This window comes from Vibrio sp. Y51_MX_L26 (assembly GCF_024181935.1).
Taxonomy (GTDB): domain Bacteria; phylum Pseudomonadota; class Gammaproteobacteria; order Enterobacterales; family Vibrionaceae; genus Vibrio; species Vibrio diabolicus.
This window is the reverse complement of record NZ_JAMZAS010000015.1, coordinates 1-15686: the sequence shown is the minus strand read 5'-3', so window position 1 is coordinate 15686 and position 15686 is coordinate 1. Positions and strand designations below refer to the sequence as shown.

Sequence of the window (15686 nt, the reverse complement as noted above, 5' to 3'; positions counted from 1 at the left end):
TTTTTATTTGGAATGGTTTCACGTGAAACAGCATTAAAATAATCGGGTCGGCTCACCCAGATAGTAGCCCTGCAGATAGTCGACGCCCATATCCTGCGCGATTTTGCACACCTCTCGATTGTGGACAAACTCCGCCACCGTCTCCGCATTAAACACCTGACATAAACGCACCAACTGGGAAGCTATTTTGCGCTGCTTTAAGTCTTTATCGATATCACGGATCAAGCTGCCATCGAGCTTTATGACTTCCGGCTCCAGCTTTAGGATTTCATCAATATTGGAATAACCTGAGCCAAAATCATCAACAATGATACGCGCTCCTAAGCTTCTAAAATGACTGCATACTTCGATCATTCGACCGTAGTCTTTGATTTGCTCAGATTCCAACACTTCCAAACCAATTCGCCTAGGGTCATTGAGCTGACAAATTTCATGCTCTAAAAGCATTAAAGTTTTATCACTAAGCAAATCTTGCGGCGATAAGTTAATAGAAAAGTCACCTTGCTTATCTCGCATGTAATGTAACGTAGAATGGATCATGTGCCGACTCAATCGAGTATAAAGATGCGTATCGGAAATAATAGGCAGGAAGCGCCCTGGCGCTATCACCGTTCCATCCTCCTCCAAAATGCGAACCAAACATTCTTGGCTTGCCAATTTATGGCTATCCGCATGCACTATCGGCTGGCTATAGGTAATGATGTTCTGTTTGAGAATGGCTTTACTGACGCAACTCAACCATCCAAGCTCCTCTTTACGCACATCCTCACTGACTTCGATGTCTTTCGCATTGCAGATATGGGTATTACTGCGCACACCGGAGCGCCTCGCTTCAATGCCTTTGAGCAATAGCTCATCCGCAGAAGCTGATGGAAAATCTCGACGACTCACTAAGCCACCGCACAGCGAGATAGAAAGATAATCTATTTCGCGCAGACCAATTGGCTCAAAATTAGTTTGCTCTACCGCGTCGGCAAAACGAGTAAAGTGCTGTTTGATGGTTTCACTGCTTTGGTCAGCTTTAAATATGAACGCCCACTCACCAACCCCAATACTATAAAGCTGCAAAGCCGTTGGCATGCCAAAACGCTTTCGCAGTCGATTCGTAAAATGCATTGAGAGGTCTTTAAGTAGCTGATCCCCTACTCTATAACCGTATTTTTCATTGATATGGCTGAAGTTAAGTAGTTTTAGAGTCAGCAAGTGCTCATCCAAATCAATGCTACTCAGCCGCTCTTGCAGCGCGACTCGGTTTTGTAATCCAGTGCGACTATCTCGCCGATAGCTTTCTTGTAACTTGCGCGTTTGGCGATCGAGTTGATACCCCATATGCGCGTTCATATGGTTGAGGTCGCCAATCGCATTTCGAATCAAGCTAAACAATGGTGAAATAGAGGAGCTAACGGGCGACTTAGGCAAGTTCAATGCTTGTACTTCATCTCCCTCTCGCATCGCTAAATACGTCAGACTGTGATGAAGAATTTCTGGCTGTCCAATACCGCCATGCAGTTCCCCCATACAATAACTACCAAACGTCGTCGCGATATCTTTGAAGGCTTGGACTTCGTCGCTGCTGTCAATAAAGTCTAACCGTGACGCGCAGTTAAAAATCATCACGACTTCAGGTTGGTGCATGGCTAACTCAACCACACCATGTCGCACCTGTTCGAGCGTTAATGAGGGGTGGTTATAGCAAAATTGTACTTCGTCACCAAGACACCAAGGCCTGTCGAAACTCATACTACCATCAGCGTGCAGCTCCGTTACCGTACAAACTTCCTTGCGCCCCAAACTTTCTCGATACAAAGGAAAGCTGAGCAACTGACTCAGCGTCACATCATGGCCATCCGCCAAGTAACGCTTGTATACGTCCAACGCTTTCTTCTCACCTAAGCAATACAAGCGCGTTCCTTTTGCATGGGTGACTTTATGTGGCATGCCAATCGGGTTCCATTCCGAATACGCATCCGTCCATAGCTTCAAGGTATCGCTGTGCAAAGCTACGGCGACCACGGCATTATCGTAAACTCGGTTTTGATATAGCACCCAACAGCCATCATCAATACTCTGTGCCAACCCTCCAGAGATCACGACTTCTTCACTAGCGAAGGTTTGAAACAAGGGATAGTCACGTCGTTCAATTTGCACAGCAAAGCTGAGGATCACTTGCGAATTGTGCTGCAACAGAAGCGAGCGTTTGAGCTCTCCACCATCAATATCGGGGGAGTAAGAGTAGGTTTGGACGGCAGAAGTAAGCGTGGTTTGTTCGAACTCAGTCACACTGATCAGGCAGCCAGAGGTAAATATCTCCCCCTCCAGAATGACATTACGCGTACTATGCCCCATGACATGAGCATTCGGCAGCAACAATAAAACAGCGTCCGCAAGTGTGGTCGTAAAGTCGCGTGATTGAGTCGACAATATTTGCACTAAATATTGTTTACTTGAAGAGAACTGAGAAGTGACTAAAAAGTCATTTAACTGACTGACATCATAAACCAGTTTTGAAAAAGCTCGCATGCACCTACCACTGCCGTAACACTATCTTCACCACGACGTGTGGCGTTACTCTTTTTACTTAATAGTGAATAATTTACGTGGCTTTACGCTGCTTTTCTAGACACAAAATGAGATTAGAATGGATTAATGCGAAAGCAATTAAAAAAGTGTGAGTAACGGCTGCAAACTATTGATTTCAATATCAGGTAAAGTACGTGTTTTTGAATGGTTAATGACATTTTTATTCATATCATTGAACCAACAAGCCGCAAAACCAGCCGACTTTGCACCATGCACATCCGTGGTTAGGTGATCACCGACATGCAGAATATTCTCTGCTGGAATATCCAAGAACCGTTTCGCCTTAGCAAACATATCGGTGGCGGGTTTCGCCAACCCATCAGGCCCTGCTTTGAGTACACATTGAAAATACGGCGTTAAGCCAATTTTATCTAAATCGACGTTTCCGTTTGTGATCGCCACGAGCGGAACTCGCTCTCCCAATTGTGTCAAAACATCTAAGCTTGATTGGGGCACTTCAAACTGACTGCGCCAATCCAAAGCGAGCTGCACACCCTCTTCAGCTGCGGCTTGAGCTTGCGCTTCATCATAGCCAACTGAAAGAAAACCATGCTTTAGCTGCACTAAACGCCAAAGCGTCACATCGCTTCTGAGATCCGGTCTCTGCTGGAGCACATGTTTTTTTACCTGCATCCAATCAGCCTTATCCATGTGCGCCACGGCAGGATGTGTTTGCTGCAACCAAGCCAGCAACTCACGCTCCATACGGATAATCACCGGGTAATTGTCATACAGCGTGTCATCAAGATCGAAGGTCATGGCCTTAATAGGCTCGATACGGCGATAAAATTTCATACTTCGGCTCACTCCCCGTTCTTTTTACGTGCGCGTGGGTGGGCTTGGTCGTAGGCTTGCGCTAAATGTTGGAAATCCAAGTGCGTGTAGATTTGGGTCGTCGAAATGTTCTCGTGCCCTAAAAGCTCTTGCACCGCACGTAAGTTATTGCTGGATTCGAGCATATGTGTCGCAAACGAGTGACGCAACTTATGCGGACTAATATGGCTCGCCACAGACTGTTTCTGTCCCCATTCTGCCATACGTTTTTGCACGCTACGGTGCGAAATACGCGTTCCGAGTTTAGACACAAACAAGGCAGGTTCACCTGGCGCAGCAAGATCGCCCCTGACTTTCAACCACTTGGCAACCCATTCAGTTGCCATGCCAGAGAATGGTACTTTACGTTCTTTGTCGCCTTTACCGATAACACGAAGCTCGCCACTGCGAAGTTGTACATCACGTACATCCACACTCACCAACTCAGCCAAACGCAAGCCAGCACCGTACATCAGCTCCATCATGGCGCGATCACGCACAGCCAACGGGTCGTCTTCGTTGACCTCAAGCAGTTGGCTCACTTCATCAACATCGAGGTTTTTCGGCAACGGGCGCTTTTTACGTGGCGCTGAAACCCCTTTGGCAGGGTTAGCTGACATCTCGCCACGCAGAATAAGGAAATCGAAAAAGCTACGCAGCGATGAGAGGCGCGTCGCCAAACTGCTGGCTTTCATCCCTTCCCGCATGCCCTTACCTGCTAATTGGCGCACCCAGCCTGCATCCACTTGAGACCAATCTTTAAGTCCCATTTCAGCCAAGTGCTGCGCCATGGTTTCTAGCTGCTGTTTGTAATTGCGTTGAGTATGTAGGCTGAGCCCCTTTTCGCTTCGTAAGAATTCATAGAAGCGCTCAAGAGGCTTTTGCAGACTATTTGGCAGAGGAGTGTTGGGAGTTGTCGTCATCGTAACTTTGCCATACCAATGTTTGAGCGAGATGTGCCACTACTAATGATAGGTGACGCAAAAACAAGGTATCCATATCTGGTTGAAAATGACCGCCATCCTCACTAGAGAACGCTAGCACGCCCATTGTTTGCTGTTTCACGAGCGGCAGTACCACATAGGACCCCATTTCCGGCACATCCATATTGCCAAACAAAGCGTCACGATCCACTTTGCGAAGACGTCCTAAGTACGCGTCTTTGCCATTTAAGTGAGTGGTCGCAAAACGTTGATAACTTTCCTTACTCAATTGAATAGATGCGTCGCATTGACTAAACAGTCGAACAAACGCGCGTAAGCCAAGTGCTTTAGCTTTCTCTTCAATAGAATGAATGACTTGTTTAAAGTCACCACACTTTAGAATCTGCCCCTGCAAATCCATAAATTCATAAAAGGTGCGATCGTTGTTCGCCGCAAGCGACATCAGTGTGGTGATCTCTTCCTCTAACTCTTCAATGCGCTGACGTTGGCGATTCATTTGTATGTGCACCAAAGACACCGCACCCAAGTCTGAGTGTGGGAAAGATAGACGATCCACAAGCTCCGGACGCTGCACAAAAAAATCGGGATGATCTTTGAGGTACTCGGCCACCACTTCAGCCGTTAAGGCATCTGCTTCTACTTGAGACAAACCGTTTCCTTTTTCTTCTACTAGCAAGACAATTGACCATCAAATACATGCGTTGTAGGTCCGGTCATAAACAACGGCTTACCCGGACCTTGCCACGCAATTCGCAGTTCACCACCTGGTAGAGAAACCTTAACGTTTTCATCCAGCAGACCCTGAAGAATCCCTATCGCTACCGCCGCGCAAGCGCCGCTACCACAAGCTTGTGTTTCACCTGCGCCTCGCTCGTAAACTCGAAGACGAATATGGTCACGACTCACCACCTGCATAAAGCCAGCGTTGACGCGCTCTGGAAAACGCTCGTGCGACTCAAGCAGCGGGCCTAATGTATCGACATCAGCAGTATCCACGTCATCGACCACCGTCACCACATGCGGGTTACCCATGCTTACCGCGCCACAGAACAACGTTTTTTCACCAGCGCGCATGATGTAGGTTTTCTCTTTTTGCTTGGCTTTGAAAGGAATTTTGTTCGGCTCAAACTCTGGCACACCCATGTTGACCGTCACTTCTCCATCATCTTCGATGTTGAGAATCATCTTTCCTTTTTTGGTGCTCACGCTGATGCTGTATTTATTGGTCAACCCTTTCAAGCGAACAAAGCGCGCGAAGCAGCGCGCGCCATTCCCGCACTGCTCGACTTCACTACCATCGGCATTGAAAATCCGATAATGGAAATCAGTTTCAGGGTCGTAAGGGGCTTCTACCACGAGCAATTGGTCAAAACCAACTCCGGTATGACGATCCGCCAAACGGCGGATCAGGTCTTGCGAGAAAAACACGTTCTGGGTAATACAGTCGACGACCATGAAGTCGTTGCCCAAACCGTGCATTTTGGAAAAGTGGAAATGCATTTGTTGTGTGTTACTCCGGTAGAATCTGTTCCAGCTGCCACAAACTGGTCAGCTCCTCACGCTGGCGAACTAAGTGGCTTTGTTTACCATCCACCATTACTTCTGCCGCTCGGGTACGAGTATTGTAGTTCGAAGACATAACAAAACCATAGGCACCTGCTGAACGAACCGCGAGTAGATCACCTTCTTGCAAAACGAGTGCGCGATCTTTACCCAAGAAGTCGCCGGTTTCACAAATAGGGCCAACCAAATCGTAAGTCTGAGCTTCACCCGTGCGCGGCGAAACTGGCACGATATCTTGCCATGCTTGGTATAGTGCAGGACGCATCAAGTCGTTCATTGCCGCATCGATGATGGCAAAGTTCTTGTGCTCAGTATGTTTTAAAAACTCAACACGCGTTAGCAAGATACCTGCATTCGCAGCAATTGCTCGGCCCGGCTCAAAAATCAGCTCCAAGTCTTGGTGATTTTCAAGACGACCAAGTAACGCTTTGGCGTAATCTGAAGGCTGTGGTGGTAACTCATCACGATAGACCACACCCAAACCACCGCCGACATCAAGGTGACGAATGTTAATGCCTTGCGCTTTTAAATCATCAATCAGGGCTAATAAACGGTCTGTCGCGTCGATAAATGGGTCGATATTGGTGAGCTGAGAACCAATGTGGCAGTCGATGCCTTGCACATTCAAGTTCGGCAGGCTTTGCGCGAATTTATAAACATCTGGCGCACGATCAAACGCAATGCCGAATTTATTGTCGCGAAGACCAGTCGAAATGTAAGGGTGTGTTTTCGCGTCGACATCTGGATTGATACGCAGAGAAATTGGCGCAATCACACCAAGCTCACCCGCAACCTTATTCAAACGTTCTAGCTCGGGCTCAGATTCAACGTTGAAACATTTGATACCCAGCTCAAGAGCACGCTTCATTTCTGCAGGTGTTTTCCCAACACCAGAGAAAACGACTTTCTTCGGATCACCGCCTGCGGCAATCACACGCTCAAGTTCACCACCTGATACGATATCAAAGCCCGAACCCAAACGCGCCAGTGCGTTCAATACGCCTAGGTTTGAGTTCGCTTTCACCGCATAGCAAACTAGATGAGGATGTTGACCCACAGCACTATCAAACGCCTTCCAGTGGCGCTCTAGCGTGGCTCGAGAATATACGTAAAGAGGAGTGCCATATTGCTCTGCAAGAGCTTGAAGTGGGACGTCTTCGGCCCAAAGCTGGCCATCATCCTGATAGTTGAAGTAATCCAAAATTCGCTTCCCTTATTTTATTCGACTGCTGAACCCTAATTTCACCCTAAGGCGCGGTTATTTATTGTGATTGCTCATTCTGTTGAGTGTCATCTGGAATGTATAGTGAGCCAGACTGGCCACATCCCGCTAACGTCGCGGCAACCATCACAAACAACACAGTAACTAATTTTTTCATTTCGCATATCGTGATTATTGAATCAATGCCCCCTATAATCGCACCACACTCAGGAAAAGCAATAGGATAGACGGATGAACGATACTGAATTTCATCAACTGGTGGATGCACAGATGCAAATCATCGAAGAATCCATCGATGATTCAGGCGCAGACATTGATTACGAAGTCACTGGCAACGTAATGACATTGGAATTTGAAGACCGCAGCCAAATCATCATTAACCGCCAAGAGCCGATGCATGAGATCTGGCTAGCGTCCAAATCTGGTGGTTTCCACTTCAAGCTTATTGAAGATAAATGGACCTGCTCAAAAACGGGCATGGAGCTATTTGAAATGGTGAAGCAAGAGTGTGAAAAGCACGCGGGCGAAGCCATTGATTGGGCATAATGCTGGTCAATCGTCACCAAAACAAAAAGAGCACTTCGGTGCTCTTTTTGTTTTTTGATACGGGTTTAATTACGCGTTTACCGCTTTCGTCGGACGATGCGGTGAGCACCCATCATTGCGATAAGGGATGATATAAGCATTGCCCTCTTCAGGATGGATAATCTGGTAGTACTGCGGCAGGTTAAAGTTGATAAATTTCGACGCAACACGACTGTCGTCTTTTACTGATGTGTAAAAGCTGTTCACGGACGAAATCATCTCGTCTTTGGAGCCACTAAACTGGTGATACACTTCAACTTGGTTTGACTCATCCAACACATAAATATTGAAGCCATCTTCATTATCTTCAAAGAAGAACTGCACCAGACCTTCACTGGCAAAACCATCCACCGCTTCTGGCATTTGATACTCTTGCTCACGATCGAGCATTAATAGCGGCGAGCCTTTAAGTTTGTTAGTAGAAATGCTGCGATAGAAATCAATGGAGTTTTCTAACTTCTGCACCGACACACCACGACGTTCAAAGAACAGCCCGTAAGTTTGGTTACCAAGGCGCATCGCTTTAAAGCGGCGACGTTTTTCTTGCTCTACTGGCTTCAAGCGTAAGTCGATACATTCCGCTAAAAGCTGGTAGACCATATTACGCATCACACCACGCATGTTCTTCGCATAACAGAACACATCCACCGATTCTGGTGGCAACGCGTCTTGGTGCATTTTGCCCAGAATAGTTTTCAGTGCGTCCAGCATCGCCGTTTCCCCTTTGAAATGCAGCGTACGCACTTCATGCCAGGAGTTACGGTAAACCAAGTCGACACTACCGACTAAGTTTTTATGTTCCGGACCAAAACTGAAGATATCGGTATTTTTCACATCCACTTTCAGTGAACGGCCCGAAAGCTCTGACGTAGGATCATTTTCAAAGTTGATGAACATCGCTAGCTGGCTGATCTCACATGGGCTCGCTAATGCCTGCATCGTCGGACGGCGCTTACGCAGCGCAAAGGTATTTCGTAAGTCGCTCACCATTTGGTAGAACTTATCGATATCCAGTTGCGCTTCACGCACCACCGCGTGCAAACGAGTCGACTCGGTGATTAAACCATTAAAGAATGCCCAAGAGACTAACTTGCTCAAGTATTCATGATGTTCTAAGTATGGCTGCCCCAAAATGCGGTGCGCGATCAGAGGTTGTTTATAGAGATACCAACCAGACTTGTTCACACCACCATCTTTCACTTCGATGAAGCTTAAATCCGGTTCATGCAAATCAGGGGAAATCTGTGGGTTGAGCAACGTCACTTTGCCCGGCAATACTTCAAAAGCGGCGTAAAGCTTACGCGCCAAAATACTGATGTCTTGCGGGCTGATAGCGGAGGTAATGTCGTTGCGACGCGCAAATTGAATCAAATTACGGTAGCTCTGCATCAACGCATCCAGCAACGCATGATGCACCACTTTTACCTGTTCAACTTTCCAGTTGCGGCGATCATCGAGCTCAGCAACAACGCTGGCATCCCAATCCCATTTTGCAATCATGTCGCTCAGCGCTTCACGGCGCCAAGCCACTGAACCGACATCCGGTTCACGCGACAACTTTTCATGGGTTTTGAGATAGAAGCAACGGCGCACCAAATCCAAACGAGTGTCGTCTTGGATTCGCTCTAAATAGCGAGTCACTTTTTCCAGCATTAAGTAGTATGCATCCATGCCATAGAGGTCTGGCTCATGGGCAAAGAAACGACGCTTGGTGTCAATGCTTAACAGTTGCGTATGTGGGTATTCCCACGAATAAGCTTCAAGCAGAATGGCTTTTAATACCGATTTGTAGGGAGAATCGATACTTTTGTATAGCTGCCACAAGTTCGAGCCGAAGTACTCTTCAGCAGGAATGCGGTTCAATTTGCCAAAGTCGATCCATTCACTACAGTCAATGTAACCTTCACTGCACAATTGAGAAACGTACTCGTCGTAACACTCTTCCATTTCTGGCGGCACTATTTGCCATAATAAACGCTGTCCAGCAATACGCACCGCGCTGCGATAGAATTCATCAAGCAAAAGTAAATGCTGAGATGAGCCACAGTTATCACCTGTCATCTCTTCAGAATGGTTGCTTCTAAAGCGTTCTTCATCCATTAAGAAGAAGTTCGCCTCCACCCCTTGGCTTTGTGCCCAGTCGGTGATCAGCAAGCATTTATTGGTCAGTAATTCTCGCTCGTCACAATCCATATCTGGCGAAATACACACCCAAATATCTAAATCACTAGAAGTACTTTGACCAATTGATGAGGTACTACCCATGGTGTATAAGCCCAAGATAGCCGGCTTCTCTGCCGTCTTAAGTGGCTGACCAATCGCGAGTTGAATGTCATCAATGAATTGCTGTTGAATGCTATTTAGCGCCAGCCCATGTACACCAAACGGGACATCTGCATCGTAATAGCCAGGAATCACAGGGTGGTTGTAGTTCAATAAGGCAGGAATCAAGTGGAAGACTTGTTGGCTTTGCGAATCCATAAGCGCCAGCGCGCGATCAACTCGCTGCTGATTCAAATTATCTAGTCGCTGAATGATTTTTTGGGTGTAAGCCTGCAAGGGGAATTCCTTGGTTGAACAATCACGAAAATCTGCTGACGTTTTAAACCAAAACGGCCTAAAAACGTGATCAATTTAACACTTTTATTGGTGCGGGTAAAGTTTCACGCCCACGCACCACTCAGGATGCAAAACCATACTTTAGTCACAAAATTAATCGCGCGGTAGTGTCGCTCTTATTACCTATTACTAATAATAGTCCTTAGTCTAATTGAGAATCCAGTCACACTATTTTCATAACGTCATGTAATTCCATTCATAGCTCTCAGAGATAACGAACTAACAGTAAGCATTTCTTGATGAGAATGGTAGGATAAACCCAAATCCAAACAGCATTGAGAAGATCATGACACAATCCACACCTATTCGCATTGCAACTCGAAAAAGCCCTCTTGCTTTATGGCAAGCTTACTTTGTCAAAGACGCCCTTCAAGCCGCTCACCCTGGTTTGGAAGTCGAGTTAGTAACTATGGTGACCAAAGGTGACGTGATTTTAGATACACCGCTAGCAAAAGTTGGCGGCAAAGGCTTATTCGTAAAAGAGCTTGAAGTCGCAATGCTAGAAGGCCGTGCAGACCTTGCCGTTCACTCAATGAAGGACGTGCCCGTCGATTTCCCGGAAGGTCTTGGCCTCGTGACCATTTGTGAACGTGAAGACCCTCGTGATGCTTTCGTCTCCAATACCTATAGCAACATTGATGAACTCCCTCAAGGTGCAGTGGTTGGTACTTGCAGTTTGCGCCGTCAATGCCAACTGAAAGAATATCGTCCAGATATCATCATTAAAGAGCTTCGCGGTAATGTGGGCACTCGCCTTGGTAAACTAGATGCTGGTGAATACGATGCGATCATTCTTGCTGCGGCAGGCCTTAAACGATTGAAGCTGGAAGAACGCATTCGTAGCTTTATCGAGCCAGAGCAATCATTACCTGCGGTTGGCCAAGGTGCTGTCGGTATTGAGTGCCGCCTTGACGATGAAAGGCTGCTTAAGCTACTTGAGCCACTTAACCACCAAGACACCGTAGACCGCGTTTTGTGTGAGCGCGCAATGAACCTGACGCTAGAAGGCGGCTGTCAGGTACCTATCGGCAGCTATGCCCTGCTAGATGGCGATAACATTTGGCTACGCGCATTAGTTGGCGAACCAGATGGCAGCGAAATTGTTCGTGGTGAAATCCGTGGCCACCGTAAAGACGGCGAAACGTTAGGAGTGCAGTTAGCCAATGAACTACTGGATAACGGCGCTCGTGAAATCCTAACTAAGCTGTACGCAGATCACGAATAATCATGGCAGTGTTGGTCACTCGGCCGGGAGAGCAAGGCAACGCGCTTTGCTCTCTGCTCGAAAGGCACGGCATTTCCGCATATCACCATCCTCTGATCGACATTGTCGCCGATCTCACGGACACGCACCTCTCTAAACACCTGCATCAAGCTCAACTTGTTATCGCTGTTAGTCGACATGCCGTGCAATGTGCACAGCAAATCTTAGCCAGCAACGAGACATCATGGCCGAAACAAGCCATTTACCTTGCCGTTGGTCAAAAAACAGCACACTATTTAAGCAAATGTACCCAACAGAAAGTACACTATCCCCAAGTCAGTGATAGTGAACATTTATTGCGACTGCCAGAGCTCAATAATGTGGCCCAACAACAGGTTCTTATCCTTCGTGGGAACGGTGGAAGAGAGCTGATCAAAGATGCATTGGTGAGACGTGGCGCAAAAGTTCACTATAGTGAGACTTACAAGAGAGAATTCATCCCATTCGATCCAGTAAGCTGTGTCTCACTATGGAAAACCCTACAAATTGACCAGATCATCGTCACCAGTGGTGAGCAACTGGATTATTTGTGCAGCCAATTGACGTCAGAGCAATTGACTTGGCTTAATCAACAAGAGTTGTATATCCCCAGTCAGCGTATCGCTGACATCGCACTTCAAAGGGGGTTCACTCGGGTGAGATGCACGGGAAGCGCATCCAACCAAGAATTACTGGCGGCTCTCCAGCCCTAGCTACACAGGATATAGGCATGACAAGTAAAAATAACGACCAAAAAAATAACGATAAAAACCTTTCCGAAGAAACCTCATCGGCACCGCTAGCCGAAAAAAGCACATCGCAGCAGGATGCGGCCCCTAAAAAAGAGCAGCCAAAAGTGGCCGAGTCCCCAAAAACAGCCGAGCCAGCCAAAGTCGAATTTGAAGAAAAACAAGGTAAGCGCGGAGTTAAACTAGGCACAGTCGCTATCATCTTATCGATTATTTTTGGCGGTGGCCTCGCATACAAGCTGCATCAGCAGCAAGCCGATTACCAAGCGCAGATCGCCCAACTAAAAAGTCAGCTAGAAAGCACTCAAGCTTCCATGAAGCAAGAGCTCAGCCGGGTACAAGAAGAAACCATCGAGAAAGCAACGACCGTGACACACAAAGCGGAAGTGGTACTTGGACAGCAACAGAAGAGCATTGAAAGCTTACAGCTTGCCGTTGCCGATGTGAAAGGTCGCCGACCAAACGACTGGCTACTTGCTGAAGCCGATTACCTCGTCAAATTAGCAGGTCGTAAACTGTTCTTAGAGCATGACGTAGAAAGCGCAACTCAACTAATGGAAAGTGCTGATCAACGCATTGCAGCACTGAATGACCCTAGCCTCGTCAAACTACGCAAAGCAATGGCGAACGATATCACCAAACTTCGTACTATCCCGCTGATTGACCGTGATGGATTGGTACTACGCTTAACTGCTCTGCAACAGCAAGTAGACAAGCTACCTCTCGCCAATGCACTACTCCCAGAAGCAGAAGCCGTAGAGAACACTGAAGTGTCGGAAGATATTGCAAACTGGCAAGATAACTTAATGACCTCTCTGAAGGACTTTTCAGAAAACTTCATTACCTTCCGCACGCGCGATGGTAACGTCATTCCACTGCTTTCTCCTGAGCAACACTTTTACCTAAAAGAAAACATCAAAGCCAAATTGGAGACCGCAATAAAAGCGGTGTACCAAGAGCAAGGAGAAATTTACACCACGTCTCTAAAAACGGCCGACAAATGGGCATTAGCTTTCTTCAACCAAGACGATAATTCCGTTAAAGAGTTCAACAAAACGGTTAACCAGTTAAGCCAGCAAAACATTCAAGTGGAATACCCAACGAAACTGCAAAGTCAGTCTCAACTATCAGATGTCATCCGTGAGCGCCTACGTCGCGAAGTCACAACGATGACAGGTATGGAGGATAAGTAATGTTTCGTCTTATTTTCCTATTTGTTGTACTAGGTGCAGGACTATTTGTTGGCACTCAATTTTCTGGTCAGCAAGGCTATGTACTCATTTCCATCGCTGAGAAAACGATCGAGATGAGCGTAACGACATTGGTCGTATTCGTTATCGCAGCACTCGCAGGTCTTTTTCTACTTGAGTACCTAATTAAAAAGCTAGTTTACGCAAGTTCTACAACATGGAACTATTTCAGCGTGCGCAAAATGCGCCATTCACGTCGATACACCAATGAAGGCATTATTAAACTCCTAGAAGGAGACTGGAAAGGTGCCGAGAAAAAAGTGACTCGTTGGGCGAATCATCACGACATGCCACTACTTTGTTACTTAGTTGCGTCTGAAGCTGCACAAGGTCAAGGTGATAAAGCAAAACGTGATCACTACCTGGAGCTAGCAAGCCAGCAAGAGAATGCTCATCTTGCAGTAGAGCTAACTCGTGCTAAACAGTTTATTCGCGATAACGAGTTCGAGGCTGCTTTCGATACTTTGCAATCGTTAAAAGGTCAGTATGCGAGTAATTCGATTGTATTGAACTTGCTGAAAACAACGTACATGCAGCTAAAATTGTGGCAACCTCTTATTGACCTCTTGCCACAATTAACCAAAGCAAAACTCATCACGGAAGAAGAACACGCAGAGCTGATTCAAAAGGCGCAATGCGGCTTACTCCATGAAGTAGCACAGCAGCAAGGTAGCGAAGGGCTTATCTCTCATTGGAATGGCCTTGCACGCAAAGTAAAACAAGACACACACCTAGTCGCCTGTTTTGCTCGTGAGTTGATAGCCCGGAAAGCAGATGCTGAAGCCTTTACTGTGCTAAAAGAAGCATTGAAAAAACAACCGGCTCCTGAGCTTTATCAACTACTGCCAGATCTAAACCTGCCAGATATCCACCCTGTCGTGGTTTTCTTAGAGGGAGTAGTAAAGAAAGAGCCAGATAACGCCGCTGCGCATAGCGCATTAGCGCACTTCTATTTCCGTCAAGAGAAGTGGCAAGAAGCCCAAGACCACTTCGAGATCGCCTTAAAGCTTCGCTCTGACGTCTCTGATTATGCATTCCTAGCAGATACACTAGAGAAGCAGAATCTAACTAAAGCCGCTCACGAAGTCTCTCGTAAAGCTCTCACGCTAGTTCAGAACGACTAATTAGCAGTCATCTAACCAAGCCGGCAGTTTACTGTCGGCTTTTTTATTGCCTGTCACTCATCAACACTACACAAACCTGCAATATCCACTAGAGCTAATGCCCTTCAATCGCCTAAACCTCATTGAGAGCCTCATCGCTTCTAGCAGCACTCCATTAAGCCCACTAAAATCCTCTAAAAAATAGCTTGCACACTTTCTTCAAGGCGAACAACCAAATATAAGTTTCTAGGAAGGAGCTCTACTAACAAAATACAGGTAACTTGAAATAGTGCAGGAAGCAAAAATAGGTACATAAGCTCCGATACTCTCCATTCTCTTCAATGAAGGACTGTCCTATACAATGCTTAGAGCGTATTTATTGTACCAACTAGGGCAAGATAGCGAATAGCCATTAGGTAACACTAAGAGCGCTAACGCACGTAAATAGAGTAAAGAGTAAAGGCACTTCTCTTGTTAACAGAAACACTTCACCCTTAGAGGTAGGAATGCCAATACTCAGACTTGATGGTTCTCGTTAGAAGATAAAGTTATAGACTTCTGTCGCTGCACAACCCGTGGATAGCGAGAACGCGCTTAAAGCAAGGCTTCTCAAGTGACATAGTGTAGGGATACCTAGTCCGGGGATACGATCAACTAAGGGATGGATCCCAGTCCCTAACGAATTTCCAAACGTCAGAAACGAAGAAAGCCTCGCTATTTCTAGCGAGGCTTCTGAATAGTGGCGGAGAGATAGGGATTTGAACCCTAGATACGCTATTAACGTATGCCGGTTTTCAAGACCGGTGCTTTCAACCACTCAGCCATCTCTCCACAAATTGTCATCAACAGATTAGTACACTGATGATGTTGTTACTTGTCTATGCAAATAACGATATTTAAAGCCTGGCGATGTCCTACTCTCACATGGGGAAGCCCCACACTACCATCGGCGCTATTTCGTTTCACTTCTGAGTTCGGCATGGAAATCAGGTGGGTCCAAAACGCTATGGTCGCC

At 46.6% G+C, this 15686-nt stretch carries 12 protein-coding genes, 1 tRNA gene, 1 rRNA gene and 1 pseudogene; 5 read left to right on the top strand and 10 right to left on the bottom strand.

Annotated features, from left to right (window positions below):
• Positions 1-33 precede the first annotated feature (33 nt).
• The 7 genes and pseudogenes from NL645_RS21035 to NL645_RS21005 all read right to left on the bottom strand — a co-directional run bounded on the left by NL645_RS21035 (position 34) and on the right by NL645_RS21005 (position 7374).
• A complete protein-coding gene (locus tag NL645_RS21035) occupies positions 34-2520 on the bottom strand; it encodes an EAL domain-containing protein (protein WP_253652334.1) in 2487 nt (828 codons plus the stop codon).
• 138 nt (positions 2521-2658) lie between these two features.
• A complete protein-coding gene (yigB, locus tag NL645_RS21030) occupies positions 2659-3375 on the bottom strand; it encodes a 5-amino-6-(5-phospho-D-ribitylamino)uracil phosphatase YigB (protein ID WP_104971062.1) in 717 nt (238 codons plus the stop codon).
• Positions 3376-3383: 8 nt separating this feature from the next.
• Positions 3384-4316, bottom strand: coding sequence for a tyrosine recombinase XerC (gene xerC / locus NL645_RS21025; RefSeq protein WP_012841287.1), 933 nt, complete (start codon positions 4314-4316; stop codon positions 3384-3386).
• Positions 4282-5013 carry a DUF484 family protein gene (locus NL645_RS21020; RefSeq protein ID WP_253652333.1) on the bottom strand — a complete coding sequence of 244 codons (732 nt, stop codon included), beginning with the start codon at positions 5011-5013 and terminating at the stop codon, positions 4282-4284. Before NL645_RS21020 ends, xerC begins: the two co-directional genes overlap by 35 nt.
• Entirely contained in the window at positions 5007-5837 is an 831-nt protein-coding gene (gene dapF, locus NL645_RS21015; protein ID WP_253652332.1) for a diaminopimelate epimerase, read from the bottom strand. The genes NL645_RS21020 and dapF overlap by 7 nt, the downstream gene beginning before the upstream one ends.
• A gap of 10 nt (positions 5838-5847) precedes the next feature.
• A complete protein-coding gene (gene lysA / locus NL645_RS21010) occupies positions 5848-7101 on the bottom strand; it encodes a diaminopimelate decarboxylase (protein ID WP_006743007.1) in 1254 nt (417 codons plus the stop codon).
• Between the two features lie 61 nt (positions 7102-7162).
• A pseudogene (locus NL645_RS21005) lies at positions 7163-7374 on the bottom strand (lipoprotein).
• Here NL645_RS21005 and cyaY point away from each other — a divergent pair.
• Entirely contained in the window at positions 7354-7668 is a 315-nt protein-coding gene (gene cyaY / locus NL645_RS21000; protein ID WP_012841286.1) for an iron donor protein CyaY, read from the top strand. The pseudogene NL645_RS21005 and the gene cyaY overlap by 21 nt on opposite strands.
• Positions 7669-7737: 69 nt before the next feature.
• Here the strand turns inward: cyaY and NL645_RS20995 are convergent, their stop codons facing one another.
• Positions 7738-10266, bottom strand: a complete 2529-nt coding sequence (locus NL645_RS20995) for a class I adenylate cyclase (RefSeq protein ID WP_005393844.1) — start codon at positions 10264-10266, stop codon at positions 7738-7740.
• 346 nt (positions 10267-10612) lie between these two features.
• On the opposite strand from NL645_RS20995, the gene hemC reads away from it, so the two are divergent.
• Genes hemC through NL645_RS20975 form a run of 4 tightly spaced genes read left to right on the top strand, consistent with a single transcriptional unit; the run spans position 10613 to position 14692 of the window.
• On the top strand, positions 10613-11551 hold the full coding sequence (gene hemC / locus NL645_RS20990; RefSeq protein ID WP_005393847.1) for a hydroxymethylbilane synthase: 939 nt from the start codon (positions 10613-10615) through the stop codon (positions 11549-11551).
• 2 nt (positions 11552-11553) lie between these two features.
• Complete coding sequence (locus NL645_RS20985; RefSeq protein WP_182034976.1) at positions 11554-12282, top strand: uroporphyrinogen-III synthase; 729 nt, start codon at positions 11554-11556, stop codon at positions 12280-12282.
• A 17-nt stretch (positions 12283-12299) separates the two neighbouring features.
• Positions 12300-13511, top strand: a complete 1212-nt coding sequence (locus NL645_RS20980) for a uroporphyrinogen-III C-methyltransferase (RefSeq protein ID WP_161444122.1) — start codon at positions 12300-12302, stop codon at positions 13509-13511.
• A complete protein-coding gene (locus NL645_RS20975) occupies positions 13511-14692 on the top strand; it encodes a heme biosynthesis protein HemY (protein WP_005393852.1) in 1182 nt (393 codons plus the stop codon). Before NL645_RS20980 ends, NL645_RS20975 begins: the two co-directional genes overlap by 1 nt.
• Before the next feature lie 719 nt (positions 14693-15411).
• On the opposite strand, the gene NL645_RS20970 is transcribed toward NL645_RS20975, so the two are convergent.
• Both NL645_RS20970 and rrf read right to left on the bottom strand, forming a co-directional pair.
• Positions 15412-15502 (bottom strand) — tRNA-Ser (locus NL645_RS20970).
• Positions 15503-15572: 70 nt separating this feature from the next.
• A 5S ribosomal RNA gene (gene rrf, locus NL645_RS20965) occupies positions 15573-15686 on the bottom strand; the annotation flags it as partial.

Bases quoted from the DNA above. Each gene is read 5' to 3' on its own strand.
- NL645_RS21035 (WP_253652334.1), bottom strand. From the start codon at position 2,520: ATGCGAGCTTTTTCAAAACTGGTTTATGATGTCAGTCAGTTAAATGAC.
- NL645_RS20980 (WP_161444122.1), top strand. From the start codon at position 12,300: ATGACAAGTAAAAATAACGACCAAAAAAATAACGATAAAAACCTTTCC.
- hemC (WP_005393847.1), top strand. From the start codon at position 10,613: ATGACACAATCCACACCTATTCGCATTGCAACTCGAAAAAGCCCTCTT.
- cyaY (WP_012841286.1), top strand. From the start codon at position 7,354: ATGAACGATACTGAATTTCATCAACTGGTGGATGCACAGATGCAAATC.
- NL645_RS20975 (WP_005393852.1), top strand. From the start codon at position 13,511: ATGTTTCGTCTTATTTTCCTATTTGTTGTACTAGGTGCAGGACTATTT.
- NL645_RS20985 (WP_182034976.1), top strand. From the start codon at position 11,554: ATGGCAGTGTTGGTCACTCGGCCGGGAGAGCAAGGCAACGCGCTTTGC.
- yigB (WP_104971062.1), bottom strand. From the start codon at position 3,375: ATGAAATTTTATCGCCGTATCGAGCCTATTAAGGCCATGACCTTCGAT.
- dapF (WP_253652332.1), bottom strand. From the start codon at position 5,837: ATGCATTTCCACTTTTCCAAAATGCACGGTTTGGGCAACGACTTCATG.
- xerC (WP_012841287.1), bottom strand. From the start codon at position 4,316: ATGACGACAACTCCCAACACTCCTCTGCCAAATAGTCTGCAAAAGCCT.